We start from the raw sequence: 26874 nt of genomic DNA, 5'->3' as shown, positions 1-26874 counted from the left end.
CGACTCAATGTCAGTCGGTCCATGCAGCAGGGGAACTCGCGCGAACGATGAAGCAGCCAGACCCAGGAGCGCTCACTTCCCCCGGTGCTGGAGGCGATCCAGCTCGGCCTGGAGTTGCGCCAGACGGCGCTCCACCTCTTCCCGACGCCGGGCCTCTTCCTCTCGCCGCCGGGCCTCTTCCTCTCGCCGCTGGGTTTCCTCCGCCAACCGTCGTGCCTCCTCATCCGCACGCCGCTGCACCGCCTCTAGCTTCTCCTGCAGCCGAACCACCAGCTCCGCCGACTCCAGCAGCAGCGCGTTACCCGCCCACAACTGCAACTCCTCCCCCACTACCTCGAACTCCAACCCCAACACCTCCGAGGTGTAGCGACCCTGCTTCGCATCCACCCGCTCGTACTGCTTCGCCCCGGGCTCCGGCAGTCGGTAGACTTCCAGCCGCTGCCGGGACCGGTCGTAGATGAAGTACTCGGGGATGCCCACCCGGGCATAGCGCTCGACGTTGTACTCGGCGTCCTTCTTCCGATCGCCGCCCACGTGCACTTCCATCACCCAGTCCAGCCCCCTGCCCTCGTGGCTCACCACCCACTTGTCCCGCGCGTGCTGCTCCACCTCCAGCACCGCCAACAGGTCCGGAGCGAAACGCCGTTCGCCCGGGTAGTACACGGGTAGCTCCGCGCCCAGGTACACCTTGCGTCGCTGATGGCGGAAGTAGCCACGCAGCACGTCCAACGTGCGCACCTTGGCCTGGAAGTGCCGGTCGCCCTCCGGCATGGCCATCTCGTCCCACGTCACCTCCCCGGGCAGTGACTCCACCACCCGAGCCCTCTCCTCCGGCCCCATCGCCTCCCACTCCTCTTGTGTGGGCGCCCGGGGAAAGGCGTCCTCACCCTCATTCGTGTGCCGTCCCATGCCCTCAAGCCTGCGACGGGTGACCTCTTGGGTCAATCTCCCCGAGGCGACTTCTCAGCAAGGAGCGGGCCGAGTGGACAAAAGGACTGGCCCCGAGTGCACGGAGGCCAGACGGCTCACGCACCACTGCTCATGCGATGGAGGGGCGTCCCATTCCGCGGATGCACGCCGTCATGCTCCCTCTCCCCCTGGGAGAGGGCGGGGGGTGAGGGTAGTCGTCACCCGCGTGCACCCATCGGCCTGGTTCGCATCGGCTCACGCGGTTGCAGACAGTCTCATTGAGGCGCGCTCTGGGTCCCCGTTCTCGTGTTGGAAACACGGGAAGGGAATACCCTCACCCTAGCCCTCTCCCAGAGGGAGAGGGGACATCCACGGACACTCCTCTGGAGGCACTGATGCCGGACCTCCAGAGGGTTGAAGGCAACTCCCGCGGCTCAGCCCGCGCGGAAGCGCGTGTCGAAGCGGTTGGCTCCCGGCTCACGCTTCACACCGTGCGTCGTGTTCGCCGCCAGGTGCTCCAGCACCTTGAACACCGTCTCCACCTCGTCCGGCGCTCCCACGGTCGTGGCCATCTCCTCCGCGGTGTGGCCCTTCGCCTTGTCCTCGCGCAGCTTCGCCAGCACCTTGCGCTGCAGCTCCAGCACCACGCCCGCCGCCTTCTTCCCCGCCTCCACGCCCGGCTGGTGGTACGCGTTGATGTTCACCAGCGTCGCGTAGAAGCCCACCGCCCGCTCGTACAGCGCGATCAGCGCCCCCAGCGTCCGCGCGCTCACGTCCGGCACCGTGAGCGTCATCGACTCGCGGCCCTTCTCGAACAGCGCCTTGCGCGTGCCCAGGAAGAAGCCCAGCAGGTAGTCCCCGCTCGTGATGTCCGGCTCCACCTGCATCGACGCGCCGTCCCGGTCCTTCAGCACCTCCAAGAACGTAGCGAAGAAGTTGTTCACGCCCTCGCGCAGCTGCTGCACGTACGCGTGCTGGTCCGTGGAGCCCTTGTTGCCGTAGACGGCGATGCCCTGGTTCACCACCTTGCCGTCCAGGTCCTTCTCCTTGCCCAGCGACTCCATCACGAGCTGCTGGAGGTAGCGCGACAGCAGCATCAGCCGATCCTTGTACGGCAGGATGACCATGTCCTTCGCGCCGCGCCCGTTGCCCGCGTGGAACCACATGAGCGCCATCAGCGCCGCCGGGTTGCGCAGCGCGTCCCGCTCGCGCGTCGCCACGTCCATGTCCCGCGCGCCCGCCAGCATCCCGTCAATGTCCAGCCCCTGCAGCCGCGCCGGCAACAGGCCCACCGCCGACAGCACCGACGTGCGCCCACCAACCCAGTCCCACATGGGGAACGTCTTCAGCCAGTTCCCCTTCTTCGTGTAGCGGTCCAGCTCGCTGTCCGCCCCCGTCACCGCCACCGCGTGCCGGCCAAAGTCCAGGCCCTTCTGCTGATACGCGCGCTCGGCCTCCACCATGCCGTTGCGCGTCTCCTTCGTACCGCCCGACTTGCTGATGACCACCGTGAGCGTCTCGGCGAGCTTGTCCCCGAGCTGCGCCAGCACCCGGTCCATCCCGTCCGGATCCGTGTTGTCGAAGAAGAACACCTGCATCCGGTCCGCCGCCGTGCCGAGCGCGTCCGCCACGAGCTGCGGCCCCAGCGCCGAGCCGCCAATGCCCACCAGCAGCACGCGGGTGAAGCGGTCCGCCTTCGGGGGCTTCACGCGGCCGGCGTGCACGTCATCCGCGAAGGAGCGCACCGCCGCCACCGTGTCCTGGACCTCCTTCGTGATGCCCGGCTCCGGCGCGCGCTCGGGGGCTCGCAGCCAGTAGTGCCCCACCATCCGCTTCTCGTCGGGGTTGGCGATGGCCCCCTTCTCCAGGGCCTCCATCGCGTCGAAGGCCTTCTCCATCGGGCCGCGCATCCGCTCGAAGAAGTCATCGGCGAAGTTCATCCGCGACACATCGAGCGTCAGCCCGACCGACTCCACCCCACACAGGTACTTCTTGTAGCGCTCCCACAGTTGGCGCTCGCTCATCTCGTCTCCTTCTTCTGGAGTTCCTTGTGCCGCCCGTTCCTACCGCCATGCCGAGGGCGGGGAAATGGGTTTGATGCGCGCCGCGACCGGGGAATGACACTCAGCTTGATACACGCGCGGGCTCCACCCCATCATCCCCCCGCCATGAGCCAACCCTGGATGCTCGAGACGCCCGCTCCGCCCGCCGACCTGCGCATTCCCTACGGTGATGGCACCTACCAGTTCGGAGACCTGCGCCTACCTCCCGGAGAGGGTCCGCACCCGGTCGTCGTCGTGGTGCACGGCGGCTTCTGGCGGGCGAAGTATGACCTCGAGCACGTGGGCCACCTGTGCGCGGATTTGACGCAGCGGGGCTACGCCACCTGGAGCCTCGAATACCGGCGCGTGGGCCACCCCGGCGGAGGATGGACGGGAACCTTCGAGGACGTGGCTCGGGGAACGGACCATCTCCGCGCCCTGGCGGACAGGTACCCGCTGGACCTGAAGCGCGTCGTCGTCCTGGGGCACTCGGCCGGGGGACACCTGGCGCTGTGGCTCGCGGGGCGCGGACGGTTGAAGCCGGGACAGCCCCTGTATGTCGAGAAGCCCTTCGCGCTGCGCGGCGCGGTGTCGCTCGCGGGCGTGGTGGACCTGGAGCGCGCCTTCGCCCTGCGCCTCGGGGATGGCATCGTCGAGTCGTTCCTCGGCGGCACTCCCGAGCAGGTCCCTGAGCGTTATGCGCTCGCGTCACCCGCCGCGCTGCTGCCGCTCGGGGTGAAGCAGGTGCTGGTGCATGGAGCCGAGGACACCACCGTCCCCATCAGCCTCAGCGCCGGGTACCACGCCCGGGCCTCCGCGCTCGGGGACCCCGTTCAGCTCGTGAGCCTGCCGGGCGCGGAGCACTTCGAGGTCATCGACCCGCGTGCCAAAGAGTGGCCGCAGATCGTCGAGGCGGTGGCTTCCCTCTTGTGAGCGAGCTCAGATCGACCCGAGCAGCGCGGAGAGCTCGCGCACCCAATCGACACGCTCGAAGTTTCCGTGGTTCATGAGTAGCGAGCGATACGAGTCGCGCGAGGAGAAGCGCCGATCGACCTCGATCAGCACGCCGGTGTCCTGGACGCGCGGAACGAAGGACAGCTCCAGTTCGTTGATGCGTCTCGCGTAGGACCCGTGCTGCGGCCGGAACTCAATCTCCTGGTAGAAGCCGGCGGTCGACTGGAACCCCTTCCCGCGCAGGGTGCCCTTCTCGACATCCGCGGACACCATCCGGAAGCCCAGCTCCTCGAGCGCCGAGAGGATGCGCTGCATGGGAGGCGTGGGCTCCACGATGAGCGCGTCGCGGTCGGTCGAGTCGACGCCATTGTCGATCTCCAGTCCCGTGTCCAGCCACACCTTCGCCCCACGCCCGTGGTGCGGCCGGGAGTGGGTGTACGACAGCTTCGAGGAGCTCCAGTCCTGGGACGAGAGCGCCGTCACCGGCGTTTCGAGGTGGACGTACATCTCGAAGGGGATGGAGAGGCGCTCGTTCTCCCCGACGCGGAAGTCGCGGGCGAGGGGCGCGCGCGAAATGACGAAGTTCTGCCTGTACTCACTGTCGCCCGACTCCACCTCCACCTGCGTCATGAGGAAGAGCGAGACCTCCTCAATCTCCTGCGGCACCGCGCCTCCGGTGATGTGCACCTCGCCGCGAAGCGTACCTCCCGGCACCACGCGGTCATTGACCAGCCTGGTGTCGACCTGCGCCGAACCAGCCCCCATGCTCGCCAACAACTTCTTGAACATACCTGCCCTCCGATTGGGCCCAGGCCTTATCGCCGGAGCACACACGAGACACCTGTTCCTAGACCAGGGTCGCTGGTTCCAGGCACAGATAATCTCGATGGATTCCTTCGACCCAGACTGAGGATGCAGGGAATGAAATACCCTCACCCCGACCCTCTCCCAGAGGGAGAGGGAGTGGGAGTGGCAAGGAGTGGCGTCCGTTAGAAGCCTCGCATCCAGCCTCCGTCGATGACGATCGACTGGCCCGTGATGTAGCCCGCCTGCTCCGAGGCCAGGAATGACACCAGCGCCCCCAGCTCCTCGGGCTTGCCCAGCCGGCGCGCTGGAATCGCCGAGGTGATCTTGTCCTCGGGCACGCCCAGCTCCTTGAGCCGCTCCGTCGCGTGGTAGCCCGGCAGGACGCCGTTGATGGTGACGCCGTGCTCCGCCACCTCGTTGCTCACCGTCTTCACCAGCCCCAGCAGCCCCGCGCGCAATCCGTTGGAGATGGTCAGCAGCGGCATCGCCTCGCGCGCAGCCACAGACGTCACCAGGATGATACGCCCCCAGCGCCGATCCTTCATCCCCGGCAGCGCCGCCTGGAGTCCTTCCACCACGCTCATCCACAGGCTCTGGAAGCCCTCCTGCCACTGCTCCGCGGTGAGCTTCTCGATGCTGCCCTTCGGCGGCCCTCCCGTGTTCGCCACCAGGATGTCCACCCCACCCATGGCCCCGATGACCTTCTCCACCAGCTCCTTCGTCGTGCCCGGCTTCGTCAGGTCCGCCGTCACGGCGAGCGCCGCGCCCATCTTCCGGGCGGCCTCGCGGATGCGGCCCTCGTCGCGCGAGCAGATGGCCACCTGCGCGCCCTCCTTCACCAGCTGCGAGGCGATGGCATACCCCAGTCCACTCGAGGCGCCCAGCACCAGCGCCCGCCTACCTCTCAAGCCCAAATCCATCTGAATGCTCCTTCACGAAGGGCACCAGCCGCTCGTGGATGAGCGTGCGGGCCCGGTTCATGTCCACGTCTTCCGCTCGCGTGAGGCCCTCGCTCAGCTCGGCCACGATACCGCTCGCGAGCGCACCCACCTCGTACGCCAGACGGTACGGCACCCGGCTGAAGCTCACCAGCGAGTAGCGGCTGATGAACTCGCCCGGGAAGGCGTTGAGCAGCGCCTTCTCCACCGCCTTCTCCAGCAGGAAGCGCGGGTCCGCCGTCTTGTCCCGCATCTCCACGAAGTTCTCCACCGCCATGTCCGCGATGGCATCCGCGTTCGTCTTGCGCCGCCGGAAGAACTCCTCGAAAGCCTCCGCCCACCGCGTGTGCCGCCCCAGGCACGCGTCCAGCACCACGCAGTCCTCGAAGCCGCAGTTCATCCCCTGCCCGAAGAACGGCACGATGGCGTGCGCCGCGTCTCCCAGCAGCAACGTCTTGCCGCCCACGTGCCACGGTGCGCTCTTCACCGTCACCATCGTCCCCGTGGGGTGGTGGAAGAAGTCGTGCACCAGGTCGGGAATCAGCGGCAGCGCGTCCGGGAACTGCTCCTGGAAGAAGGCCACCACCTTCGAAGGCGAGTCCAAGGACTCGAAGCTCACCGGGCCCTGGAAGGGCAGGAAGAGCGTGCAGGTGAAGCTGCCGTCCTCGTTCGGCAGGGCAATCAGCATGTACGAGCCCCGCGGCCAGATGTGCAGCGCGTGCTTCTCCATGCGGAAGGCGCCACCCGGACCCGCGGGTATCGTCAGTTCCTTGTAACCGTGGCCGAGGTGCTCCTGCGTCGTCGTGTGGCCCGGGAGCCGCTCCACCTCGTGCCGCACCGCCGAGCCCGAGCCGTCCGTGCCGAACACCACCGGAGTGCGCACCTCGCGCGTGGTACCGCTCGGCTCGTCCAGCACGGAGAGCGTGCCCGTCTCGACGTCCAGGTGCTGCACGCGCTGCTTGAACCCAATGCGCACCCGGCCCGTGCCCTCCGCGTTCGTCATGAGGAACGCGTTCAGCCACGCACGCGACAGGCTGTTGATGTGCTGGGACTCGTCCTTGCCGTAGGCCTGGAAGGCCAGCGCTCCCGAGACGGGGTGAATCATCCGCCCGCGCATGGGAATGGCGTGGCGCAGCGCCTCCTCTTCCAGCCCCACCTGCCGCAGGGCGTGCAGCCCTCGGGTGGAGATGGCGAGGTTGATGGAGCGGCCCGCGCCAATGGACTCGCGCCGCATGTCCGGGCGCCGCTCCAGGACGTCCACCTGGAAGCCGCGCCTCGCCAGGTACATCGACAGGAGCGAGCCCACCAGGCCCGCTCCCACCACCGTCACACGCTCCGTCCGCTCAATCTCGTGCATGCCTTTCGAGTACCCCCACGAATCGGTATACGTCATGGAAGCTGTTGTAGAGAGGCGCTGGCGCGGCGCGGATGATGTCCGGTGAACGGAAGTCGCAGTGAACTCCGGCCGAATTGAGCTTCTCCAACAGGCGCCGCGGATCCTTGCTGAAGCGCAGCGAGAGCTGGGCGCCCCGCTGCTTCGGGTCGCGCGGCGTGGTGATGCGCACGACTCCGGGCGGGAGCCGATCCAGCAGGAACTCCAGGTAGGCGGTGAGCCGATCGCTCTTGCGGCGCAGCGCGGGCATCGTCGCGCGGTCGAACAGCTCCAGGGACGCACGCAGGGCCGCGAGCTGGAAGATGGGTGGGTTGGACAACAGCCAGCCCTCGGCGCCCGGAATGGGCTCGAAGTCGGGCCCCATCTGGAAGCGCGTCTGCTTGTCGTGGCCCCACCAGCCCGCGAAGCGCGGCAGCGCCTTGTTGTGCGCGTGGCGCTCGTGGACGAACACACCACCGAGCGTGCCCGGGCCACCGTTGAGGTACTTGTACGAGCACCACACGGCGAAGTCCGGCCCGTCGTCGTGCAGCGAGAGCTGGAGGTTGCCGGCCCCGTGCGCCAGGTCGAACCCCACCCGGCAGCCCTGCTTGTGCGCGGCTCGGGTGATGGCGGCCATGTCGAACGCCTGGCCGGTGAGGTAGTTCACGTTGCCGAGCAGCACCAGGGCGATCTCCCGCCCGTGCCGCTCGATGGTGTCGAGGATGTCCTCCGTACGAAGCGTCTCCTCGCCCTCGCGCGGAGCGAGGCGGAGGATGTCCTTGTCCGGGTCGTAGCCGTGGAAGCGCACCTGCGAAGCCACCGCGTACTGATCCGAGGGGAAGGCGCCGGCCTCCATGAGGATCTTCGGGCGCTCGCGCGTGGGCTGGTAGAAGGACACCATCATCAGGTGCAGGTTCACCGACAGGGTGTTCATCACCACGACTTCGATGGGGTGCGCGCCCACCAGCCGGGCCGTCTGCTCGGTGAGCATCTCGTGGTAGGGCATCCACGGACGCGTCCCGCGGAAGTGTCCCTCCACGCCCAGCTTCTCCCAGTCCTCCAGGGCCTCCAGGACGTAGGTCTTCGCCTTGCGCGGCTGGAGCCCCAGCGAGTTGCCCACGAAGTAGATGGCGGGCTCGCCATCATGGACGGGGAAGAGGAACTCCTCACGGAAGGAACGGAGCGAATCCTCCGCGTCCATCCGCCGGGCAAACTCCTCACTGGCCTCGAACCGCACGACTTCACTGCTCATCTACTTGAACTCCTCGGACGAACGCCCGAGCCACTCGAGCGCGTTACGCCACAACAGTCTTTCCCGGGTGGCGGCATCGAAGTCCACCAGAGACTCCACCAATGCGCCCGGCCGGTCCTCGCCGAGCGGGAACGGATAGTCACTGCCCAGGGCCACCTTCTCCGGGCCGAACAGCCGCACGATGAAGCGCAGCATGTCCGGGTCATGCACCAGCGAGTCCACCCAGAAGCGGCCCAGGTAGTCGCGAGGCGACACGGGGTTGTCCACCGCCACCAGGTCCGGCCGCACCTGGAAGCCGTGCTCGATACGGCCGAAGGTTCCCGGGAAGGCGCCACCGCCGTGCGCGAAGGCGAGCCGCAGCTTCGGCAGCTTCTCCAGCGTGCCGGAGAAGAGGAGCGAGCAGATGGCCAGTGCCACCTCGGCGGGCATGCCCACGAGCCACGGCATCCAGTACTTCTTCATCCGCGCCTCGCCCAGCATGTCCCAGGGGTGGACGAAGATGGCGGCGCCCAGGTCCGCGGCGGCCTCGAAGAAGGGGAACAGCTCCGGCTCTCCCAGGTTGAGGCCGTTGACGTGCGAGCCCACCTGCACGCCCGCCATCCCCAGCTCGCGCATGCAGCGCTCCAGCTCGCGCACGGCGAGCTCCGGGGACTGTAGGGGCACCGTGCCCAGGCCCACGAAGCGCTTGGGGTGCGCCCGCACCACCGAGGCGAGCTGGTCATTGAGGAAGCGCGACAGGTCCAGCCCGTGCTCCGGCTTCGCCCAGTAGCCGAACATCACTGGCACCGTGGACAGCACCTGCACGCTGACGCCGCACGCATCGCACTCCTCGATGCGCTTCACCGGATCCCAGCAGTTGCTCTCGATTTCGCGGAAGAACTTCCCGTCATCGCGCACCATCCGTGCCCGGCACGGCGCGTGGTGCTCCAGCGTCATGAAGCCGCCGTAGCCGTAACGCTCGGCGAAGCGTGGCAGCTCGGGCGGCAGCAGGTGGGTGTGGATGTCGATCTTCATGACGCACGCTTTTCCCGCGTCATCTGGAAGCCGCACTGCTTGCAGGTGCAGTGCTCGGGGTTGCCGTAGAAGCGGTCGAAGATGGGCGGGAGCTGGGTGACGATGTTGGTGACCTGGAGGTACTCGTCATACAGCTTGTGGTTGCACTTGGGGCAGTACCAGGCGAACCCGTCCAGCTCGCCCTCGCGCCGCTTGCGCTCGATGACCAGGCCCACCGTCCCCGCCGGCCGCTGCGGTGAGTGCGGCACCTTCGGCGGCAGGAGGAAGATCTCCCCCTCGCGGATGGGGATGTCCTGGGGCTTGCCGTCCTCGATGACCCGCAGGGTGATGTCCCCCTCCACCTGGTAGAAGAACTCCTCGCTCTCGTCGATGTGGAAGTCGGTGCGCGAGTTAGGCCCACCCACCACCATCACAATGAAGTCACGGTCCTGCCACACCATCTGGTTGCCCACGGGGGGCTTGAGCAGGTGGCGGTGCTCGTCAATCCACTTCTTGAAATTGAGAGGCTGCAGTCGGCTCATCTCAGTCCCCAATGGTGGCGATGCACTTCAGTTCGATGGCGATGGGCGTGGGCAATGCGGTGATTCCGAGCGTCGTGCGGCACGGCGGTGTGGGGACATCCTTGAAGTACTCGGCCCACAGGCGGTTGTACGTGGGGAAGTCCTTCTTCATGTCCGTGAGGTACACCGTCACGTCCACCAGCCTGTCCCACGAAGAGCCCGCCTCCTCCAGGATGTAGCGCACGTTGCGGAACACCGAGTGGCACTGCGTCTCGAGGTCGTAGGAGACGATGTTCCCCTGAGCGTCCAGCTCGACGCCGGGGATCTTCTTGCTCCCCCGCTCGCGCGGCCCCACGCCGGAGAGGAACAGCAGGTTGCCCACGCGCCGGGCGTGGGGATAGAGGCCCACTGGCTCTGGGGCCTTCTGGGAATCGACTCGCTCGGAATGGCTCATAGCTTCACGCACACGTTCTTGGGCTCGGTGAAGAAGCGCAGCGCGTCCCAGCCTCCCTCCCGGCCCACGCCCGAGTCCTTCACTCCGCCAAACGGCGTGCGCAGGTCTCGCAACATCCAGCAGTTCACCCAGACGATGCCGCTCTCCAGCTTCGCCGCGAAGCGGTGCGCCCGGCTCACGTCTCGCGTCCACACGCTCGCCGCCAGCCCGTAGCGCGTGCTGTTGGCCCAGGCGAGCACCTCCTCCTCTTTCTCGAAGGGGGTAAGCGTGGCCACCGGGCCGAAGATCTCTTCCTGGTTGGTGCGGCACGCGTGGTCCAGGCCCTCGATGAGCGTGGGCTCCACGAACCAGCCGCCCTGGCAGCGACCCGGCACCTGTGCGCGCTTGCCTCCGGTAAGGACGCGGCCTCCCTCCTGCCGGGCCAGGTCGATGTAGCCCATCACCTTCTCGAAGTGCTGCGGGGACACCAGTGCTCCCTGCTCCGTCCCCGGCTCCAGCGGGTCGCCTACCTTCAGCGCCCGCGTGCGTGCCACCAGCGCCTCCTTGAAGCGCTCGTAGATGGGGGCCTGCACGAAGATGCGCGAGCCGCAGAGGCAGATCTGCCCCTGGTTGGAGAAGGATGAGCGCACCGTCGTGGCCAACGCCTCGTCGAAGTCGCAGTCGGCGAAGATGACGTTGGGGTTCTTGCCCCCCATCTCCAGCGAGAGCTTCTTGAAGAGCGGCGCGGCGGTACGAGCGATCTCCGCGCCCGTGCGCGTGCTGCCGGTGAAGGAGATGGCGCTGATCTCCGGATGGCTGCTCATCGCGGCGCCCACCTTGGCGCCGTAGCCATGGACGATGTTGAGCACCCCCGGAGGCAGCCCCACCTCGCGACACACCTGCGCGAGCAGGTACGCCGTCATCGGCGTCACCTCGGAGGGCTTGGCCACCACGCAGTTCCCGATGGCCAGCGCGGGGGCGATCTTCCAAGAGAGCAGGTACAGCGGCAGGTTCCACGGGGAGATGCACCCCACCACGCCCAGCGGCGTGCGCAGGGTGTAGTTGAGCGCCCCGCCATCCGTGACGTGCGCCTCCGAGGAGAACTGCGTCACCGCGTCCGCGAAGAACTCGAAGTTGAGGATGCTCCGGGGGATGTCCACGGTGGACGCCACCCCCAGCGGCTTGCCGGTGTCGATGGCCTCGGCACGGGCGAAGGCTTCCATTCGGGAGCGAATCGCGTCCGCGACGCGGCGCAGCAATCGTGCCCGCTCGGTCGCCGGGGTGGCGGCCCAGGCCGGGAAGGCCTTCCGGGCTGCTTCCACGGCGCGCCGGATGTCCGCCTCGTCCGAGTCGGGAACCCGGGTAGAGGGCTCCCCCGTAGCGGGATCGGGCTTGTCGAACCAGACCTGCGAGCTCGGCGGTACCAGCTCCCCACCGATATAGTTGAGGACCTTCTCCACGCGCGAATCCTCCTCTCGGGCCAGCCGGGCGCCGGAATAGCACGGCCCCCGGTCACGGTCACCCCAGGAGGAAACCCGTGACGTTCACTTCTGGAGTCCCACGGCGCGCTCGTCAGGCCGCGGAGCTCTCTCCGCCCAGGGCGAAGCGTTCGCGCTCGAAGAAGGCCTGGCCCGCCACGCCCCGCAGACGCTCGGGGAGCGGCGCGTTGTCGCGGTTGTTGAGATTCACGACGAAGCACTCGCCGGGCAGCGTGAGCAGCTGGGAGAGCTGCCGGATGAGCTCCGAGTTGGCTTCGTCCATGTTCCAGCCCCCGCTGAACTCAATCCCGAGCACGTAGAGGGGCCGCTCCGGGAAGTGCTTCACCGACTTGCGCACCATCCACGCCTTCTTCACCCGCGGGTAGCCACCCAGCAGCTGCGCGACCACCATTTGCAGCTCCGCCTCCGTCAGGCCATGCGGCTCGAACGTGTCACTCTTGCGCAACGAGTCACGCTCCTCCTTCGACTCGTGCATCGTCCGTGCCCAGGTCTCGCCACGGGTACGCCAGGCGCGCGCCTCCTCCTCGCGGCCATGCGCCTCGAGCCAATGCATGGCGTGCTCGCATGCAGGGAGGATGGCGTCGGTATCGCGCTTCATCGCCTCCTCCAGATGACCGAGCCCCGCTTCCTCTCCGCGCGCCAGCAGCAACCGGCCCAACGCGAAGTGTGCGCTGACATGGCCGGGTGAACGTTCGAGCAGCCGCCGGAAGAGGGGCAGGGCGGCCTCGGCATCACGGTAGTCCTCGGTCAACGAGGCACGCTCCCACTCCTCCTCCAACGAGAGCGGCGCCTCGGGGCTGCGCGACTCCAACTCCGCGAGCCGCTTGCGGCCCTCCTGCGCGCGGCCGTAGGCCTGCGTCCACTTCTCCGTCACGGATGCGCGCCAGCCACCATCCAGCTCCGCGGCGAAGGTAGGCAGCGCGGCTCCCAGCAGCGTCTCTGCCGCGCTCCGCTCGAGCCGTCCAGGCAAGCGTGGCTCCTCGCCCAGCGCGCAAACCCGGTCACGCAGGCAGGGGTGCGTATCCGTGCTATCGGTGCTACGCGCCAGCCCCCTGTCGAGCCACTTCCGCGCCAGCGTTGGCTCCAGCTCGCTCTTGAGCGCCGCCGCCATCTCCGAGTGGGGCCGGGCCGGCTCCGGCTCGCGCGTGGCGCGCTCGTTCATCAAGGACCAGAAGCGCTCCTCGAGCTGTGCGTGCCGCAGCTCCCCCGCCACCAGCGCATCGGCGGCCGTGGCACGTCCCACCACGTCGGCCGAGGCACGATCCGCCTCGTACTCATTGGAGCGCGCGAGAACGAAGGAGTAGGCCGCGTAGAAGGGCGCGTACCAGCGGAAGAAGCGGGTGAAGATGGCCACGCCCCACCCCTCCTGTTGCTCGAGCGTCTCGTGCACCTGGCCCCACGTGCGGCGCACCCGGTACACCCACGCGCTCGTGCGACCGTGAGCCCCGGAGAGGTGGCCGAACTCGTGCGCGAGCACCGCGCGGAAGTGCTCGGGCGAGAGCGCCTGCATCAGCGGCAGCCCCAGCACCAGGTAGTTCTTCGTCGGCCCCAGCAACCCGAAGCGCGGCAGTTGAACGATGGCCGCGTTGAACTCGTCATTGAGGAGCAGCGTGTGGATGACGGGGCCCCCGAGCTTCTGGCGCACCGCTTCCACCTCCGCCCAGAGCGCCTCCGTCTCCGGCCCGCGCGGCAGCTCCCGTCCCTCCGGTGGGGACAGTCGAACCCAGAGCGCCTTGCCCACAGCCCCCACGAGAAGGAGCAGGGGAAGGCCCACCTTCAACGCGGTGATGATGTTGCGGCCGTGACTCGCCAGCAGCGCCAGTCCACCAATGATGCCCAACAGGAAGAGCAGACCGGTGAGCAGGTAGGCGTAGCCGAGCGCGCCCAGCAGCACCACCCGCAGCTTGTAGGCACCCGGGGAGCGAGCCGCCACGCGCTCAAGCCTGGCAACCTCTGCATCAAACTTCTCGCGGGAGAATTCCATTCACGGCCAATCTACCGCTTCCGTCGGTACACCGTCTCCACCGCCCGGGTCTCCTGACCCTCGGGCGAGATGTTGTAGTGGGTGATGATCAGCTGCTCCGGCGCGGGCTGCTGGATGTCGGTCCGCCAGCCCCAGGGCGGGCCAGACGGAGCTTCATAGCTGCCCAGGACGCCGTAGCCCCGGCCGTCGTTCGGGCCCTTCGAGAACATGATGCCCGTGCCGGTGTGGAAGGTATCGACCCAGGCCATCTCGAAGCGGTCCGGGTCAAGGTGGTAGCCATAGATGGCCATTCCCGCGAGCGGCTTGCCCTGGAACGTGCCCTCGTACTCATGCACCACAAACCGTCCCCCCAGCACGGGGCGGATGGTGCTCCGCCAGGGAGACTCGTCCGCGAGCTTGTCCGCCTCGAACCACGTCCGCGTCACGCCCTCCCACTCCCCCACGAGCTGGCCCAACCGGTGGTGAAGGCCGCCCTCCTGCCTGGACTCCTCGAACGAACGGCGCGTCATGTGAGAGCCTCCTCTGGACCCTGGGGGGGTGAACCCTGGTCGCCTGGAGAGTAGCCTGCCGACAAGGATAAAAGACGTACGGGGGGCGAAAAAACCCTGTGACTCCCAGGTGCACCCCTCCCCGCCCGCGCCTGCCGTAGAGTTCATGCCGGAAAACCGCTGGTGGAGAGCTCCGCCCCCCAGCAGGGAGATGATCGATGTTCTCGAAATTGACGCTGGGACAGCAGTTCGCGCTCACCTTCATCCTGATGGCGGTGTTGCTCGGGACCTTCATCACCCGGACCACCCAGCGCACCAACGACTTCACGACCTCCGTCGCCGACGTGAAGCGGAGCAATGAAACCCTCAACGGGCTCGAGCACATCCTCGCCCAGGTCAACGGCTCGGAGACGGCGCACCGCGGGTACTTCTTCACCGGCAACGCGTCCTACCTCGCGCCCCATGCCCAGGCCGAGGTCCAGCTCGAGAAGGCGTTCGCCAAGCTGCGCGTACACATCTCCGACAACCCCGAGCAGCTCAAGAGCCTGGAGGCGCTGCGGGAGCTCGCCGGGCGGGTGATGGCCCACCTGCGCTACAGCGCGGAGCTCCGCCGTACCCAGGGCGCGGAGAGCGCCCTGTCCACGCTCGACACCACCGAGGCCACCCAGCAGAGGGAGAGCCTGCGTCAGATGGTGGCGGAGATGCGCCGGGTGGAGGAGACGCTGCTCGCGGCGCGGGAGGAGACCCTCGCGAAGGACTCGCGCATGTTCAGCTGGTCCTTCGGCGTCGGCGCCGTCATGCTCATGTGCATCAGCCTGATTCTCTCCAGCGTCGTCGGCAACAACCTGAAGCACAAGCTCAACACCGCCATCTCGCAGGTGCAGGGCTCCTCGGCCGAGCTGCAGACGGCGGCCTCGCAGCAGGCCACGGGCGCGCGGGAGCAGGCCTCGGCCACCACGGAGATCTCCACCACCGTCAAGGAGCTGCTGTCCACCTCGCGGCAGATCGCCTCCAGCGCGCAGCAGGTGGCCCGCGTGGCGGACGAGACCGCGGGCGCCGCCGGCACCGGCAACGCCACGGTGCAGCAGGCCCAGGATGCCATCGACACGGTGCGCCGCCAGGTGGACGCCATCGTCAACCACATGCTGGACCTGGGCAAGCGCTCGCAGGAGATCGGCGGCATCCTGGACATCATCAACGAGCTGGCCGAGCAGACGAACATCCTCGCCATCAACGCCACCATCGAGAGTGCCGGAGCCGGTGAGCACGGCAAGCGCTTCGCCGTGGTGGCCGAGGAAATCCGCAAGCTGGCGGACCGCGTGGGTGGGGCCACCAAGGACATCCGCGTGCTCATCGATGAGATTCGGGCCGCCTCCAACACCACCATCATGGCCACCGAGGACGGCTCCAAGGCGGTGCAGAGCAGCGCGCAGCAGTTCAACGACGTGGCCGGCAACTTCCGGCGCATCGCCGAGTTGGTGCGCGCCAACCTGGACGTGGCGCGGGAAATCGAGCTGAGCACCCAGCAGCAGACGACGGCGGTGGAGCAGGTGAACACCGCCATCCTCGAGGTGGCGCAGACGGCGCGTCAGGCCGAGGGCAGCTCCACGCAGACGTTGCAGACGGCCACCCGGCTCATCGAGCTGTCCAAGCAGCTGTCCGCCATCATGGATCCGCGCGCCTCCGTGTGAGCCCGCGTCGCCCCGGCCCTTGCACTCCCGGCCGGGGCAGCGCAAAACGTGCCGTCCCCTGCTTCGGAGAAGGCGATGACGGCACGCATGCACGAAGAGCTGGCCCGGCTGCTGGATCAGGCCCGACTGGAGGCCCGCGAGATTCCCCCCCTCACCCAGCAGCACCCGGACCTCGCGCTCCCAGACGCCTACGCCATCCAGGCCGAGGGCATCCGCCTGCGCACCTCGCGCGGCGAGCGGGTGGTGGGCTTGAAGATGGGCTTCACCTCCGAGGCCAAGCGCCGGCAGATGAACCTGGACTCGCCCGTGTACGGCGTCCTCACGGACCGGATGGAAATCCCCGCCGGTGGCACCTTCCGGCTCCAGGGCTCCATCCATCCCAAGATTGAACCGGAGATCGCCTTCCGCACCTCGCGCGAGCTGCGCGGCCGCATCACCCGCGAGCAGGCGCTCGAGGCCTGCTCCAGCGTCTTCGCGGCGCTGGAGATCCTCGACTCGCGCTACGTCGGCTTCAAATACTTCTCCCTGCCGGACGTGGTGGCGGACAACTCCTCTTCTTCGCTCTTCGTCCTCGGCACCACCGAGCGTCCGCCTCGCGAGTTGGATCTGCCCCGACTCGACATGGTGCTGGAGGTGAACGGCGAGCGCGTGCAGGCGGCGCGCTCGGACGCCATCTCGGGGGACCCGGTCGTCTCCATCCTTCAGCTGTGCGAGTTGCTGGACCAGCGCGGGCTGTCCCTTCCCGCCGGCAGCGTCGTGCTCTCCGGCGCCGCCACCGCGGCACACATGCTCCACGCCGGGGACCGCGTCCGCCTCACGGTGGAGGGCCTGGGAGAAGTTACGGTTTCCGTCGAATCCTGAGTACCAGTCGTCTGGAATCGTACAGCAAAAACGTACGACCTGGACCCACACGGGGGGTGGATCCAGAGCGGCCCCTGTCCTGCAATGTATGATGTACGCCGGCCCACCCACCCTGACGGCGGACGAGTCTCAGCGTCCCATAAAGGGAGAGGAGCGCGATGCACATCATCATGCTGGGAGTTCCCCAGTCGGTCCGTGAGGAGCTGGAGCACAGGCTCCGCGAGGCAGGCGCGCGCCACGCGGTGGAGTGCCAGCTCCAGCACCCGCGCGGTCTGGAGGAGCTGCCCAAGACGCTGCCCCCGGGACTGCTGGTGCTGTGGGACGCGGGAGGGCCCCTCGAGGACACCCTCTCGCTCTGCCAACGGCTCCACACCGGCCGAGACCCCTCGCGCTCCCACCTGGTGGTGCTGACCTCCCGGGGCCCGGATGAGCTCGATGCGCTGGATCGCGCGGGCGCCGACGAGTGCATGACACCGCCAGGCGAGCGCTGGGGCACACGGCTGATCGCGCTCGAGCGGCGGCTGCGCTCCATGACGATGGCGCCCCAGGCCCTCCTGGTGGACAGCTCACATTCGGTGCGGACTCAGGCCACGCTCCAGACGCTGCTCGAGCTCACCCTGGCCGAGCCCGGCCCTGAGTTCTTTCAGAACCTGGTCAAGCAGCTCGCTCAGGCGCTCGGCGTCACCTGCGCCCTGGTGGGCGAGCTGGACGGGACGACCGTGCGCAAGCTCGCCTGCTTCAACCAGGGCGACTTCTGCGAGCTACCGCCCTACCCGCTCGCCGGCACGCCGTGCCAAATCACCGTGGATCAGACCCTCTGTCACTACCCGGACGGAGTGGCCGCGCGCTTCCCCGAAGACACCATGCTGCACGAGCAGGGCCTGCGCAGCTACCTGGGCGCCGCCTTGAGGGACTCACGCGGCAAGCCCATCGGCATCCTGGCCATCCTCAACGACAAGCCGCTCGAGGCGCGGCAGCTGGACTATGCGCTCATCAATGCCTTCGCCATCCGCGCGAGCGCCGAGGTGGAGCGCCTGCGCGCCCGCAACGAGATGGAGCGCTCGCGCGACATGCTCCAGAAGACGCTCGACGCCGTGCCGGAGCCGCTCGTGGTGAAGAACTGGGCGCACCGGTGGGTGGCCATGAACAATGCCTTCTGCCGGCTCGTGGGGCACCCCCTGGAGGAGCTCCTCGGCAAGACGGACCACGACTTTCTCCCCCCGAGCGAGGCGGATGCCTCCTGGCAACAGGACGAGCAGGTCTTCTCCACCCGGCAGCCTCAAGAGTTCGAGAGCCAGATCACCGACAGCTCCGGGCACCAACGCACGCTCATCACCCGGAAGGCGATCTTCACGGGCCTGGGGGGCAGTCCCCTGCTCATGGCCCTGAGCCGCGACGTCACCGAACACAGGCGGCTGGAGTCCCAGCTGCGGCTGGCGGATCGCATGGCCTCGGCGGGCACGCTCGCCACCAGCGTGGCGCATGAAATCAACAACCCGCTCACCTTCGTCTCCGCCAACCTCACCTTCCTGGAGGAGCAGCTCACCCAGCTGGTGGTGATGCCCGAGGCGCGCGCCGAGCTGCATGAGGTGCTCGAGGAGACGCGGGAGGGCGTGGGGCGCATCCGGGAGCTCGTCCAGGACTTGAAGTCCTTCGCGCGCGCGGACGAGGAGCACCGCGGCCCCGTGGACGTGCACCGCGTGGTGGACGGCGCGCTCCGGCTGATGCGCAGCGCCATGCGGCACCGCACCCAGGTGGTGCGCGCCTTCGGCGAGGTGCCGCACATCCACGGCAACGAGGCGCGCCTGGGTCAGGTGCTCGTCAACCTGCTGGTGAACGCGGTGCAGGCGCTGCCCGCGCGCCACCCCGACGACAACCGCATCCAGGTGTCCACGTGGCGCGAGGGGCCGCACTCCGTGGTGCTGGAGGTGGAGGACAACGGACAGGGCATGTCCGAAGAGATCCAGCGGCGCATCTTCGAGCCCTTCTTCACCACCAAGCCGGTGGGCGTGGGCACCGGCCTGGGGCTCGCCATCTGCCACAACATCGTGCAGTCCATGGGCGGGCAAATCGAAGTGCGCAGCGAGCCGGGCCAGGGCACCGCCTTCCGGCTGAGGCTCCCCGTGGATCCCTCGGCGCATACGCTGGAGAGCGAGCACGAGGCGACCTTCCCTCAGTAGTCCTCAGCGGGACGGAGCCGCGCTCCGGGGGGTGGTCTTCTTTCGGTTACGGGGTGCCGCCCGGTTCTTGTCCACGATGGCCACCAGGATGAGCACGAAGGACAGCAGCCGGATGAGGTACGCCACGAGGACTTGCTCGTTCTCGCTGTCCCTCAGGAACATCATCACGATGCGGTGCAGCGCCATCATGGCGAAGGAGGCGGCGAAGAACCCGAAGAAGCGATCGCGCGTCCTCCTCCAGAAGCGCAGGAAGAACAGCCCCGCGACGAGGCACAGGGCCGAGGTCATGCCGGAGAGGAACTCGTTCATTCGGAATCCCACACGAGGCCGAACACCAGGAGCGCGAGCGCCAGGAACCCGGACAGGTTCCGGAACAGCAGCAGATCCCGGCCGGGGATGATCATCAAGTCCACCACCAGCAGGATGTTGTTCACCGCCAGCCCCACGAAGCACAGGCTGCTCCACAGCAGCAGGGGAACACGGTTCCGGGCGTAGCCCCGCAGGAGCAGCACCGCGCAGGCGAGGCTCGTCGCCGCGCACAGCAGGAAGACCGCATCAGCCATTGTCGTCCCCCTTCTTCCGGAGCCGGAAGGCATCGGCGAAGGTCCGAATCTTGTCGACCGGCTTGGAGAAGATGAGGTTGATGACCGTCACCCGGCGCTCCGCATACGCCGTAGAGAGACCGCGCACCGCCTCGTCCAACGCCGGAGTCTCCGGGCCATAGCGATACTCGCCCGCACTGCCGTCCACGCGGGCCACGAGCCCGTCGTAGTTCAGGTCTTCCAGCCGTTCACCCGCGGAAAGGGCGGAAACCCGTAGCTCCCGAGCCACCGACTCCGCGTTCCAGGTCCTCTGCGGGTGCTGGAACAGGAGCAGGAGGATCTCCAGCTGCTCCACGGAGTCGATGTTCTCGGCGATGAGCCGCCGCACCATTTCGGGAAGATCGCCAGCCCGCAAACGTCATCCCTTTCTTTCTCCCCACCTCGAACAGCCCGCCTCGCGACGGGACGTTCCGCTACGGAAGATCAGATTGGATAGGCAGGCGCACGTGGAAGGTACTGCCCTCTCCTTCCACGCCCTGGGACTCCGCCCAGATGCGCCCACCATGTTGCTCGATGATGCCTTGGGAGATGGTCAGCCCCAAGCCGAGGCCACCATACCGTGCCCCATGGGCCTGACCGAAGCGCTCAAATATGAGCGCCAACTTTTCCGCGGGGATGCCGATGCCCCGGTCACGCACCAGCAGTGCGACCTGCCCCCCCTCCTCGGCCCAGACGCGCAGCTCCACCACGCCGCCCTGGGGCGAATAGCGGACAGCATTGGATACCAGGTTGGTCACCACCTGCTCAATGCGGCCTGGGTCGCCCCGCATGAGGAGCGTCTCAGGGGCATCCAGCCGCAGCCGGTGCTCGGAGGAGAGCGCCTGCAACCGCTCGCAGGTGGTGCGCAGCAGCGGCACCAGGTCAAACGACTCCAGTTCCAGCGACAGGCGGCCGGTGAGCAGCCGGCTCACGTCCAGCAGATCGGAGACCAGCTTGGTCATCCGGTCCACCTGCCGGTCCAGCCCCTCGAAGGCCCGGCGCGGGCCCTCCGTCAGCTCGTTGCCGAACTTTCGTTGGGCCAGGTGCACCTGCATCTTCGCCGCGGCCAGCGGAGTGCGCAGCTCGTGCGAGGCGGCGGCCAGGAAGGCGTCCTTGGCGGCGCTCGCCCGGGCCAGCTCCTCCTCGGCCCGCTTCTGATCGTCGATGTCCGTGGCGGTGACAATCCACCCGGTGATGCGACCGCGCTCGTTGCGCTCGGGCACGGCGCGGCCCAGGTGCCAGCGGTAGCTCGCGTCGCGCTGGCGGCGCAGCCGGAGTTGCACCTCGAAGGGGTCGCCGGAGTCCACGGAGCGGCACCAGGCGGCGTGCACGCGCTCCCTGTCATCCGGGTGCACGACCTCCGAGCGCCATAAGTCCTCCACCGCCTCAGCGGGAAGGCCGGACAGCTCCGTCCACGCGCGGTTGCCGTACCGCAGCCGCCCGTCCGGGCCCGCGACGAACACACACAGGGGCATGGCGTCGCCCAGCAGGCGGTAGCGGTACGCGCTCTGGCGCTCCAGGGCCTCGCGCTCGCGCTGGCGCAGCAGCGCCTCCTGGCGCTTGAGCTGCTCCTCCTTCTGGAAGAGCTCCACGAAGACGGACACCTTCGAGCGCAGAATCTCCGGAGCGAAGGGCTTGAGGACGTAGTCCACCGCGCCCTGCGCGTAGCCGCGGAACACGTGCGAGGCGTCCCGGCTGCGCGCGGTGAGGAAGATGATGGGGATGAAGCGCGAGCGCTCGCGCTCCTTGATGAGCCGGGCCGTCTCGAAGCCGTCCAGCCCGGGCATCTGCACGTCCATCAGGATGAGGGCGAAGTCCTCGCGCAGCAGGCGCAGGAGGGCCTCTTCACCGGAGGCGGCCTTCACCACCTCGCCCAGGTCACCGAGCGTGGCTTCCAGGGCAAGGAGGTTGGGAGCGTGGTCGTCCACGACCAGGAGGCGAGCCCGCGGCAGCTCCAGCTGAGCCTGAAACCCACCGCCGTTGCTCCCCTCCATCCACGTCATCGCCGTCATCTCGCTCCCGCGCAAGGTTCCACCCACCGACGAATCAACTCCAGTAGCCGCTCGGTGTCGACAGGCTTGGAGAGGTAATCCGAGGCCCCTGCCTCGAGGCACTTCTCACGGTCGTCCTTCAAGGCACGCGCGGTGATGGCGATGACGGGCAAGGAGGCCCACCGGGGGTCCGCGCGAATGGCGCGCATGGCCTGATAACCATCCATCTCCGGCATCATCACGTCCAGCAGAACCACGTCCAATTCCGGATTCTTCTCCAGAATGTCCATGGCTGCACGCCCGTCCTGCGCGAATGTCACCTGCATGCCATGATTCTCCAGGACGCTGGTGAGCGCGAAGATGTTGCGGGCATCATCGTCCACCAGCAGCACCTTGCGATTGCAGAGCGAGCGGGAGAGCTCCTTCATCTCCTCAGCGGAGACGCGGGACTGGTCTCCCACCCGGCGCAGGAAGCGACCCACCTCGGCGAGCACGGCCTCGGGCGAGCGAGCGGCCGCCTCAAGCAGCACGGACTCGGCCGAGCGTCGTAGCCGGCGCTCGTCGTCCGGTAGTAGCTGCGAGCCGCTGTAGAGCAACACGGGGGGCAACCGGGCGGGCCGGCGCACCAACTCCACCAGCAGCTTCATCCCCCGTCCGCCGGGTGAGGCCAGGTCCAGGGCCAGCGCGTCCACCTCTCCGCGGTCCAGCGCCAGCACGGCCTGGGGAGACTCCAGCTCGCGCATCTCCAGGGACTCGCCCATGTCGATGAGCTGCTGTACGCAGTCGCGCAGGTCGGGCTTGGGGTCCACCAGCAGCAGCTTGCGAGGCGCGCCGTTGGCCTTGAGCTCCAGGTGGCTGAAGGCACCCTGGATGGCCTCGGGAGAGAAGGGCCTGTCGAGGTAGACGAAACCGCCGCCGCATGAGGCGCCGCGCATGCGGTCCACGCTCACCACCTGAACGGGGATGCGGCGGGTGCGCGGGTCGCGCTTGAGGCGGTCCAACACGCTCCAGCCGTCGATGACGGGCAGGCTGAGCTGCAGGACAATGGCGTACGGCTTGAGCCGCTGGGCGAGCGAGAGCGCCACGTCACCGCGAGTGGCGACCAGCGCCTTGAGGCCGCTCTGGTGCGCGGCGGAGACCAGGCCGCGAGCGAACTCCAGGTCGTCCACCGCCACGAGCAGCACGCGGTCCTCCGCGCTCAGGTCATCGCGGTCATCCATCAACGGGTGGGGAGCCGCGGTGCCGTGCACCTCGTCGCGAGGCAGCAGCTCGCGCAGCATGGGCGTGTAGCCCACGTCCGCCTCGCTGGTCGTCTCGCTCCCCCGCTCGGGGCCGTTGTAGCTGCGCGGCAGGTAGAGGGTGAAGGTGCTACCCGCGCCGCGGGAGCTCTTCACACGGATTTCACCGCCCAGCAACCGGGCCAGCTCGCGGCTGATGGAGAGACCCAGGCCGGTGCCCCCGTACTTGCGGCTGGTGGTGCCATCCGCCTGCTGGAAGGCCTCGAAGATGAGCTTCTGCTTGTCCTCGGGGATGCCGATGCCCGTGTCGATGACGGAGAAGGCCAGCACCGTGTCGGCCTCCACCAGCTCGGGGGCGGCGAAGCGCTCCTCGGCGTCCGCCATGCGGATGCGCAGCGTCACCTGGCCCGTGCTGGTGAACTTGAAGGCGTTGGACAGCAGGTTCTTGAGGATCTGCTGCAGCCGCTTCGGGTCCGTGAAGACGGTGGCCGGCACTTCCGGGCCTACCTCGGTGAGGAAGCCCAGGTGCTTCTGCTCGGCCACGGGGCCGAAGGTGCGACGGGCGAACTCCACCAGCTCCGCCACGGCGGAGTCGCGCGGCTCCACCTGCATCTTCCCGGCCTCCACCTTGGAGAGGTCCAGAATCTCGTTGATGAGGGAGAGCAGGTCCCCCCCCGAGGAGTAGATGGTCTCCGCGTACTCCACCTGCTTGCGGCTGAGGCTGGCGTCGGTGTTGTCCGCGAGCAGCTTGGCCAGCACCAGCATGCTGTTGAGCGGCGTGCGCAGCTCGTGGGACATGTTGGCGAGGAACTCGCTCTTGTACTTGGAGATGAGCGAGAGCTGCTCGGCCTTCTCCTCCAGGCTGGCGCGCGCCTGCTCCACCTCGCGGTTCTTCTCCTCCACCTTGATGTTCTGCTGCTCGAGCAGCTTGGCCTTCTCCTCCAGCTCGAGCGCCTGGGCCTCCAGCGCCGAGTTGGAGCGCTTGAGCTCCTCCTGCTGCTGGGTGAGCTCGCGCGACTGGCTCTGCAGCTCGTTGGCGAGGCTCTGCGACTGCCGCAGCAGCTCCTCGGTGCGCATGTTGGCCATGATCATGTTCAGCACCACGCCGATGCTCTCGGTGAGCTGGTCCAGGAAGATCTGGTGGATGGCGCTGAACGGGTGGAAGGAGGCCAGCTCGATGACGGCCTTCACCTCGCCCTCGAAGAGGACGGGCAGGACGATGACGTTGAGGGGGCTGGCCTCGCCCAGGCCGGAGGTGATGCGGATGTAGTCCGCCGGCACGTGGGTGAGGAGGATGGTCTTCTTCTCCAGGGCGCACTGGCCCACCAGGCTCTCACCGAGCCGGAAGCGGTTGGCCACGTTCTTGCGCTCGCGGTAGGCGTAGCTGGAGGTGAGCTTGGCCACGGGCGCGCCGTCCTCGGAGTCCATGAGGAAGAAGGCGCCGTGGTGCGCGGACACCAGGGGCGTCAGCTCGGACATGATGAGCCGGGAGACGGCCTCCAGGTTCTTCTGGCCCTGCATCATGCCGGAGAACTTCGCGAGGTTCGTCTTCAGCCAGTCCTGCTCGGTGTTCTTCTGCGTCGTCTCCTTGAGGTTGACGATCATCTGGTTGATGTTGTCCTTCAGGGCAGCCAGCTCGCCGCCCGCATCCACCGAGATGAACCGCGTCAGGTCACCCTTCGTCACGGCGGTGGCCACCTCGGAGATGGCGCGCACCTGCGACGTCAGGTTTCCGGCGAGCTGATTCACGTTGTCGGTCAGCTGCCTCCAGGCGCCACGCGCACCGGGCACCTTGGCCTGGCCGCCCAGCTTGCCTTCGATGCCCACCTCGCGGGCTACCGTGGACACCTGCTGGGCGAAGGTGCCCAGCGTGTCCGTCATGCTGTTGATGGTGTCCGCCAGCGCGGCCACCTCGCCCTTCGCGTCGACGACCAGCTTCTGGGTCAGGTCTCCGTTGGCAACCGCCGTCACCACCTTGACGATGCCGCGCACCTGGGTCGTCAGGTTGCGGGCCATCAGGTTCACGTTGTCCGTGAGGTCCTTCCACGTGCCGGCCACACCGGGCACGCGCGCCTGGCCTCCCAGCTTGCCTTCCGTACCGACCTCGCGCGCGACGCGCGTCACTTCCGAGGCGAAGGCGTTGAGCTGATCCACCATCGTGTTGATGGTGTCCTTGAGCTCGAGGATTTCGCCCTTCGCGTCGACGGTGATCTTCTTGGACAGGTCCCCGTTGGCCACCGCCGTCGTCACCTTGGCGATGTTGCGCACCTGGTTGGTCAGGTTGGACGCCATCGAGTTCACGCTGTCCGTGAGGTCCTTCCAGACGCCGGACACGCCCTGCACCTCGGCCTGGCCGCCCAGCTTGCCTTCCGTTCCCACTTCCTTCGCGACGCGCGTCACCTCGGCGGCGAACGACCGAAGCTGGTCCACCATCGTGTTGATGGTGTTCTTCAGCTCGAGGATTTCACCCTTCACATCGACGGTGATCTTCTTGGACAGGTCACCATTGGCCACCGCCGTCGTCACCAAGGCGATGTTTCGCACCTGCGCCGTCAGGTTGGAGGCCATGAAGTTCACGTTGTCCGTGAGGTCCTTCCAGGTACCGGAGACCCCCGGCACGTCGGCCTGGCCTCCCAGCTTCCCTTCCGTACCCACTTCCTTCGCGACGCGCGTCACTTCACCGGCGAACGAGCGCAGCTGCTCCACCATCGTGTTGATGGTGTTCTTCAGCTCGAGCACCTCGCCCCGGGCGTCGACCGTAATCTTCTTGGACAGGTCACCGCGGGCAACGGCCGTGCTGACCTCGGCGATGTTTCGCACTTGCGCGGTCAGGTTGTTGGCGAGCAGGTTCACGTTGTCCGTGAGGTCCTTCCACGTGCCGGCCACACCCGGCACATCCGCCTGGGCGCCCAGCTTGCCTTCCACGCCCACCGTCTTGGCGACGCTGGTCACCTGGTCCGCGAAGATGCCGAGCGTCTTGGTCATGCTGTTGAGCGTGTCGGCCAGCGCGGCCACCTCGCCCTTCGCATCCACCACGAGTCGCTGAGACAGGTCGCCGTTGGCGACCGCCGTCACCACCTTCACGATGCCTCGCACCTGGGTGGTCAGGTTGGAGGCCATCAGGTTCACGTTGTCCGTGAGGTCCTTCCAGACGCCGGACACGCCGGGCACGTCGGCCTGGCCGCCCAGCTTGCCTTCCGTACCCACTTCCTTGGCGACGCGCGTCACTTCGCCCGCGAACGAGCGGAGCTGATCCACCATCGTGTTGACGGTGTTCTTCAGCTCGAGCACCTCGCCTCGCGCATCGACCGTAATCTTGCGAGATAGGTCGCCGCGCGCCACCGAGGTCGTCACCTCGGCGATGTTGCGCACCTGCGCCGTCAGGTTGTTGGCCAGTTGGTTCACGCTGTCCGTGAGGTCCTTCCACGTCCCGGCGACCCCCGGCACCCGCGCCTGGCCTCCCAGCTTCCCTTCCGTACCGACCTCGCGCGCGACGCGCGTCACCTCGGCGGCGAATGAGCTGAGCTGATCCACCATCGCGTTCACCGTGGTGCCGATGCGAAGGAACTCGCCCTTCACCGGCTGCCCCGGCAGGTCCAACGCCATCTTCTGGGTGAGGTCTCCCCTCGCCACCGCGCCCAGCACGCGCGCCACCTCCGTGGTGGGCTGCACCAGGTCCGCGATGAGCGAGTTGATGGAGCCGATGCTCGAGGCCCAGCCGCCACTCACCGGGCCCAGCGAGGCGCGCTCCGCCATCTGGCCTTCGCGGCCTACCACACGCTCCACGCGCACCAGCTCGTCCTGCATCCGCTGGTTCATCGCCACCAGGCCGTTGAAGGCGTGGGCAATCTCCTCCATCGCCACCGGCTGCTCCTCGGGCGGCAGGCGGACGGAGAAGTCCCCGTGGGTGACGGCTCGCAGGGACTCCAGGAGCGTCTCGAGCGCCTCCGCCGTCGCGATCCGGCGCGAGCGTGCGTGCGAGAGCCGCGCGAGCGTGGTGGTCTTACGAGTCTTCTTTCCAGTCTGGGTACGGGTCGAATGGCTGGAACGACGATTCACGGCCTTCTCCAGTTCGGAAGTTGGGCGATTTCCCAACCCGACCAGGCGGCGTGTTCGTTCCTGTATTCGCCGTCGTCCCTC

General features: G+C 67.7%; 21 protein-coding genes. 4 read left to right on the top strand and 17 right to left on the bottom strand.

Features of this window, described 5'->3' with window-relative positions; translation table 11 throughout:
• Nucleotides 1-72 precede the first annotated feature (72 nt).
• Nucleotides 73-909 (bottom strand): Uma2 family endonuclease, encoded by an 837-nt coding sequence (locus tag F0U60_RS04440; protein ID WP_395814331.1) that lies wholly within the window; start codon nucleotides 907-909, stop codon nucleotides 73-75.
• A 434-nt stretch (nucleotides 910-1343) separates the two neighbouring features.
• Nucleotides 1344-2933, bottom strand: coding sequence for a glucose-6-phosphate isomerase (locus F0U60_RS04435; RefSeq protein WP_395814329.1), 1590 nt, complete (start codon nucleotides 2931-2933; stop codon nucleotides 1344-1346).
• Between the two features lie 144 nt (nucleotides 2934-3077).
• Here F0U60_RS04435 and F0U60_RS04430 point away from each other — a divergent pair, with 144 nt between their 5' ends.
• Nucleotides 3078-3884 carry an alpha/beta hydrolase family protein gene (locus tag F0U60_RS04430; protein WP_395814326.1) on the top strand — a complete coding sequence of 269 codons (807 nt, stop codon included), beginning with the start codon at nucleotides 3078-3080 and terminating at the stop codon, nucleotides 3882-3884.
• A gap of 6 nt (nucleotides 3885-3890) precedes the next feature.
• On the opposite strand, the gene F0U60_RS04425 is transcribed toward F0U60_RS04430, so the two are convergent.
• From F0U60_RS04425 to F0U60_RS04380, 10 genes are all read right to left on the bottom strand, one after another.
• Nucleotides 3891-4694 (bottom strand): sporulation protein, encoded by an 804-nt coding sequence (locus F0U60_RS04425; protein WP_395814324.1) that lies wholly within the window; start codon nucleotides 4692-4694, stop codon nucleotides 3891-3893.
• Nucleotides 4695-4894: 200 nt separating this feature from the next.
• Nucleotides 4895-5632, bottom strand: a complete 738-nt coding sequence (locus F0U60_RS04420; protein WP_395814320.1) for an SDR family oxidoreductase — start codon at nucleotides 5630-5632, stop codon at nucleotides 4895-4897.
• The gene (locus F0U60_RS04415) at nucleotides 5610-7007 is read right to left on the bottom strand and encodes an FAD-dependent oxidoreductase (protein ID WP_395814317.1); all 1398 of its coding nucleotides are present in this window, start codon (nucleotides 7005-7007) and stop codon (nucleotides 5610-5612) included. Before F0U60_RS04415 ends, F0U60_RS04420 begins: the two co-directional genes overlap by 23 nt.
• The gene (gene kynU, locus F0U60_RS04410; RefSeq protein ID WP_395814314.1) at nucleotides 6994-8274 is read right to left on the bottom strand and encodes a kynureninase; all 1281 of its coding nucleotides are present in this window, start codon (nucleotides 8272-8274) and stop codon (nucleotides 6994-6996) included. Before kynU ends, F0U60_RS04415 begins: the two co-directional genes overlap by 14 nt.
• Nucleotides 8275-9288, bottom strand: a complete 1014-nt coding sequence (locus tag F0U60_RS04405; protein WP_395814311.1) for an amidohydrolase family protein — start codon at nucleotides 9286-9288, stop codon at nucleotides 8275-8277.
• Nucleotides 9285-9809 (bottom strand): 3-hydroxyanthranilate 3,4-dioxygenase, encoded by a 525-nt coding sequence (gene nbaC / locus F0U60_RS04400; RefSeq protein WP_395814308.1) that lies wholly within the window; start codon nucleotides 9807-9809, stop codon nucleotides 9285-9287. The genes F0U60_RS04405 and nbaC overlap by 4 nt, the downstream gene beginning before the upstream one ends.
• Before the next feature lies 1 nt (nucleotide 9810).
• Nucleotides 9811-10242, bottom strand: coding sequence for a RidA family protein (locus tag F0U60_RS04395; protein WP_203410376.1), 432 nt, complete (start codon nucleotides 10240-10242; stop codon nucleotides 9811-9813).
• The gene (locus F0U60_RS04390) at nucleotides 10239-11681 is read right to left on the bottom strand and encodes an aldehyde dehydrogenase (protein ID WP_395814305.1); all 1443 of its coding nucleotides are present in this window, start codon (nucleotides 11679-11681) and stop codon (nucleotides 10239-10241) included. The genes F0U60_RS04395 and F0U60_RS04390 overlap by 4 nt, the downstream gene beginning before the upstream one ends.
• 112 nt (nucleotides 11682-11793) lie before the next feature.
• Nucleotides 11794-13704, bottom strand: a complete 1911-nt coding sequence (locus F0U60_RS04385; RefSeq protein ID WP_395814302.1) for a M48 family metalloprotease — start codon at nucleotides 13702-13704, stop codon at nucleotides 11794-11796.
• 11 nt (nucleotides 13705-13715) lie between these two features.
• Nucleotides 13716-14213: a DUF1579 domain-containing protein gene (locus F0U60_RS04380; protein WP_395814299.1), complete on the bottom strand. Its 498-nt coding sequence runs from the start codon at nucleotides 14211-14213 to the stop codon at nucleotides 13716-13718.
• A 197-nt stretch (nucleotides 14214-14410) separates the two neighbouring features.
• Between F0U60_RS04380 and F0U60_RS04375 the strand changes: the two genes are divergently transcribed.
• The 3 genes from F0U60_RS04375 (at nucleotide 14411) to F0U60_RS04365 (ending at nucleotide 18924) form a co-directional block, all read left to right on the top strand.
• Nucleotides 14411-15883 carry a methyl-accepting chemotaxis protein gene (locus F0U60_RS04375; protein ID WP_395814296.1) on the top strand — a complete coding sequence of 491 codons (1473 nt, stop codon included), beginning with the start codon at nucleotides 14411-14413 and terminating at the stop codon, nucleotides 15881-15883.
• 75 nt (nucleotides 15884-15958) lie between these two features.
• Complete coding sequence (locus tag F0U60_RS04370) at nucleotides 15959-16744, top strand: 2-keto-4-pentenoate hydratase (RefSeq protein ID WP_395814293.1); 786 nt, start codon at nucleotides 15959-15961, stop codon at nucleotides 16742-16744.
• 158 nt (nucleotides 16745-16902) lie between these two features.
• A complete protein-coding gene (locus tag F0U60_RS04365; protein WP_395814290.1) occupies nucleotides 16903-18924 on the top strand; it encodes an ATP-binding protein in 2022 nt (673 codons plus the stop codon).
• 3 nt (nucleotides 18925-18927) lie between these two features.
• Here F0U60_RS04365 and F0U60_RS04360 read toward each other — a convergent pair whose 3' ends face one another.
• The 5 genes from F0U60_RS04360 to F0U60_RS04340 form a co-directional block, all read right to left on the bottom strand.
• A complete protein-coding gene (locus F0U60_RS04360; RefSeq protein ID WP_395814287.1) occupies nucleotides 18928-19233 on the bottom strand; it encodes a DUF5985 family protein in 306 nt (101 codons plus the stop codon).
• The gene (locus F0U60_RS04355; protein WP_395814284.1) at nucleotides 19230-19487 is read right to left on the bottom strand and encodes a DUF5985 family protein; all 258 of its coding nucleotides are present in this window, start codon (nucleotides 19485-19487) and stop codon (nucleotides 19230-19232) included. Before F0U60_RS04355 ends, F0U60_RS04360 begins: the two co-directional genes overlap by 4 nt.
• On the bottom strand, nucleotides 19480-19857 hold the full coding sequence (locus F0U60_RS04350) for a hypothetical protein (RefSeq protein WP_395814280.1): 378 nt from the start codon (nucleotides 19855-19857) through the stop codon (nucleotides 19480-19482). Before F0U60_RS04350 ends, F0U60_RS04355 begins: the two co-directional genes overlap by 8 nt.
• Before the next feature lie 82 nt (nucleotides 19858-19939).
• A complete protein-coding gene (locus F0U60_RS04345) occupies nucleotides 19940-21499 on the bottom strand; it encodes an ATP-binding protein (protein WP_395825969.1) in 1560 nt (519 codons plus the stop codon).
• A gap of 14 nt (nucleotides 21500-21513) precedes the next feature.
• The gene (locus F0U60_RS04340; protein ID WP_395814277.1) at nucleotides 21514-26793 is read right to left on the bottom strand and encodes a HAMP domain-containing protein; all 5280 of its coding nucleotides are present in this window, start codon (nucleotides 26791-26793) and stop codon (nucleotides 21514-21516) included.
• Nucleotides 26794-26874 lie beyond the last annotated feature (81 nt).

Origin of the sequence: Archangium minus, from assembly GCF_044360475.1 — a bacterium.
Lineage (GTDB): Bacteria > Myxococcota > Myxococcia > Myxococcales > Myxococcaceae > Archangium > Archangium minus.
Note: the sequence above shows the minus strand (reverse complement) of the source record. Positions and strands in the feature narration are given on the sequence as shown.

What these genes read in the sequence shown, in the direction of transcription:
- F0U60_RS04350 (WP_395814280.1), bottom strand. Translation starts at nt 19,857, where the DNA reads ATGGTGCGGCGGCTCATCGCCGAGAACATCGACTCCGTGGAGCAGCTG.
- F0U60_RS04440 (WP_395814331.1), bottom strand. Translation starts at nt 909, where the DNA reads ATGGGACGGCACACGAATGAGGGTGAGGACGCCTTTCCCCGGGCGCCC.
- F0U60_RS04370 (WP_395814293.1), top strand. Translation starts at nt 15,959, where the DNA reads ATGACGGCACGCATGCACGAAGAGCTGGCCCGGCTGCTGGATCAGGCC.
- F0U60_RS04375 (WP_395814296.1), top strand. Translation starts at nt 14,411, where the DNA reads ATGTTCTCGAAATTGACGCTGGGACAGCAGTTCGCGCTCACCTTCATC.
- F0U60_RS04420 (WP_395814320.1), bottom strand. Translation starts at nt 5,632, where the DNA reads ATGGATTTGGGCTTGAGAGGTAGGCGGGCGCTGGTGCTGGGCGCCTCG.
- F0U60_RS04430 (WP_395814326.1), top strand. Translation starts at nt 3,078, where the DNA reads ATGAGCCAACCCTGGATGCTCGAGACGCCCGCTCCGCCCGCCGACCTG.
- F0U60_RS04405 (WP_395814311.1), bottom strand. Translation starts at nt 9,288, where the DNA reads ATGAAGATCGACATCCACACCCACCTGCTGCCGCCCGAGCTGCCACGC.
- F0U60_RS04395 (WP_203410376.1), bottom strand. Translation starts at nt 10,242, where the DNA reads ATGAGCCATTCCGAGCGAGTCGATTCCCAGAAGGCCCCAGAGCCAGTG.
- nbaC (WP_395814308.1), bottom strand. Translation starts at nt 9,809, where the DNA reads ATGAGCCGACTGCAGCCTCTCAATTTCAAGAAGTGGATTGACGAGCAC.
- F0U60_RS04385 (WP_395814302.1), bottom strand. Translation starts at nt 13,704, where the DNA reads ATGGAATTCTCCCGCGAGAAGTTTGATGCAGAGGTTGCCAGGCTTGAG.
- F0U60_RS04425 (WP_395814324.1), bottom strand. Translation starts at nt 4,694, where the DNA reads ATGTTCAAGAAGTTGTTGGCGAGCATGGGGGCTGGTTCGGCGCAGGTC.
- F0U60_RS04415 (WP_395814317.1), bottom strand. Translation starts at nt 7,007, where the DNA reads ATGCACGAGATTGAGCGGACGGAGCGTGTGACGGTGGTGGGAGCGGGC.
- F0U60_RS04345 (WP_395825969.1), bottom strand. Translation starts at nt 21,499, where the DNA reads ATGGAGGGGAGCAACGGCGGTGGGTTTCAGGCTCAGCTGGAGCTGCCG.
- F0U60_RS04360 (WP_395814287.1), bottom strand. Translation starts at nt 19,233, where the DNA reads ATGAACGAGTTCCTCTCCGGCATGACCTCGGCCCTGTGCCTCGTCGCG.
- F0U60_RS04435 (WP_395814329.1), bottom strand. Translation starts at nt 2,933, where the DNA reads ATGAGCGAGCGCCAACTGTGGGAGCGCTACAAGAAGTACCTGTGTGGG.
- kynU (WP_395814314.1), bottom strand. Translation starts at nt 8,274, where the DNA reads ATGAGCAGTGAAGTCGTGCGGTTCGAGGCCAGTGAGGAGTTTGCCCGG.
- F0U60_RS04365 (WP_395814290.1), top strand. Translation starts at nt 16,903, where the DNA reads ATGCACATCATCATGCTGGGAGTTCCCCAGTCGGTCCGTGAGGAGCTG.
- F0U60_RS04380 (WP_395814299.1), bottom strand. Translation starts at nt 14,213, where the DNA reads ATGACGCGCCGTTCGTTCGAGGAGTCCAGGCAGGAGGGCGGCCTTCAC.
- F0U60_RS04355 (WP_395814284.1), bottom strand. Translation starts at nt 19,487, where the DNA reads ATGGCTGATGCGGTCTTCCTGCTGTGCGCGGCGACGAGCCTCGCCTGC.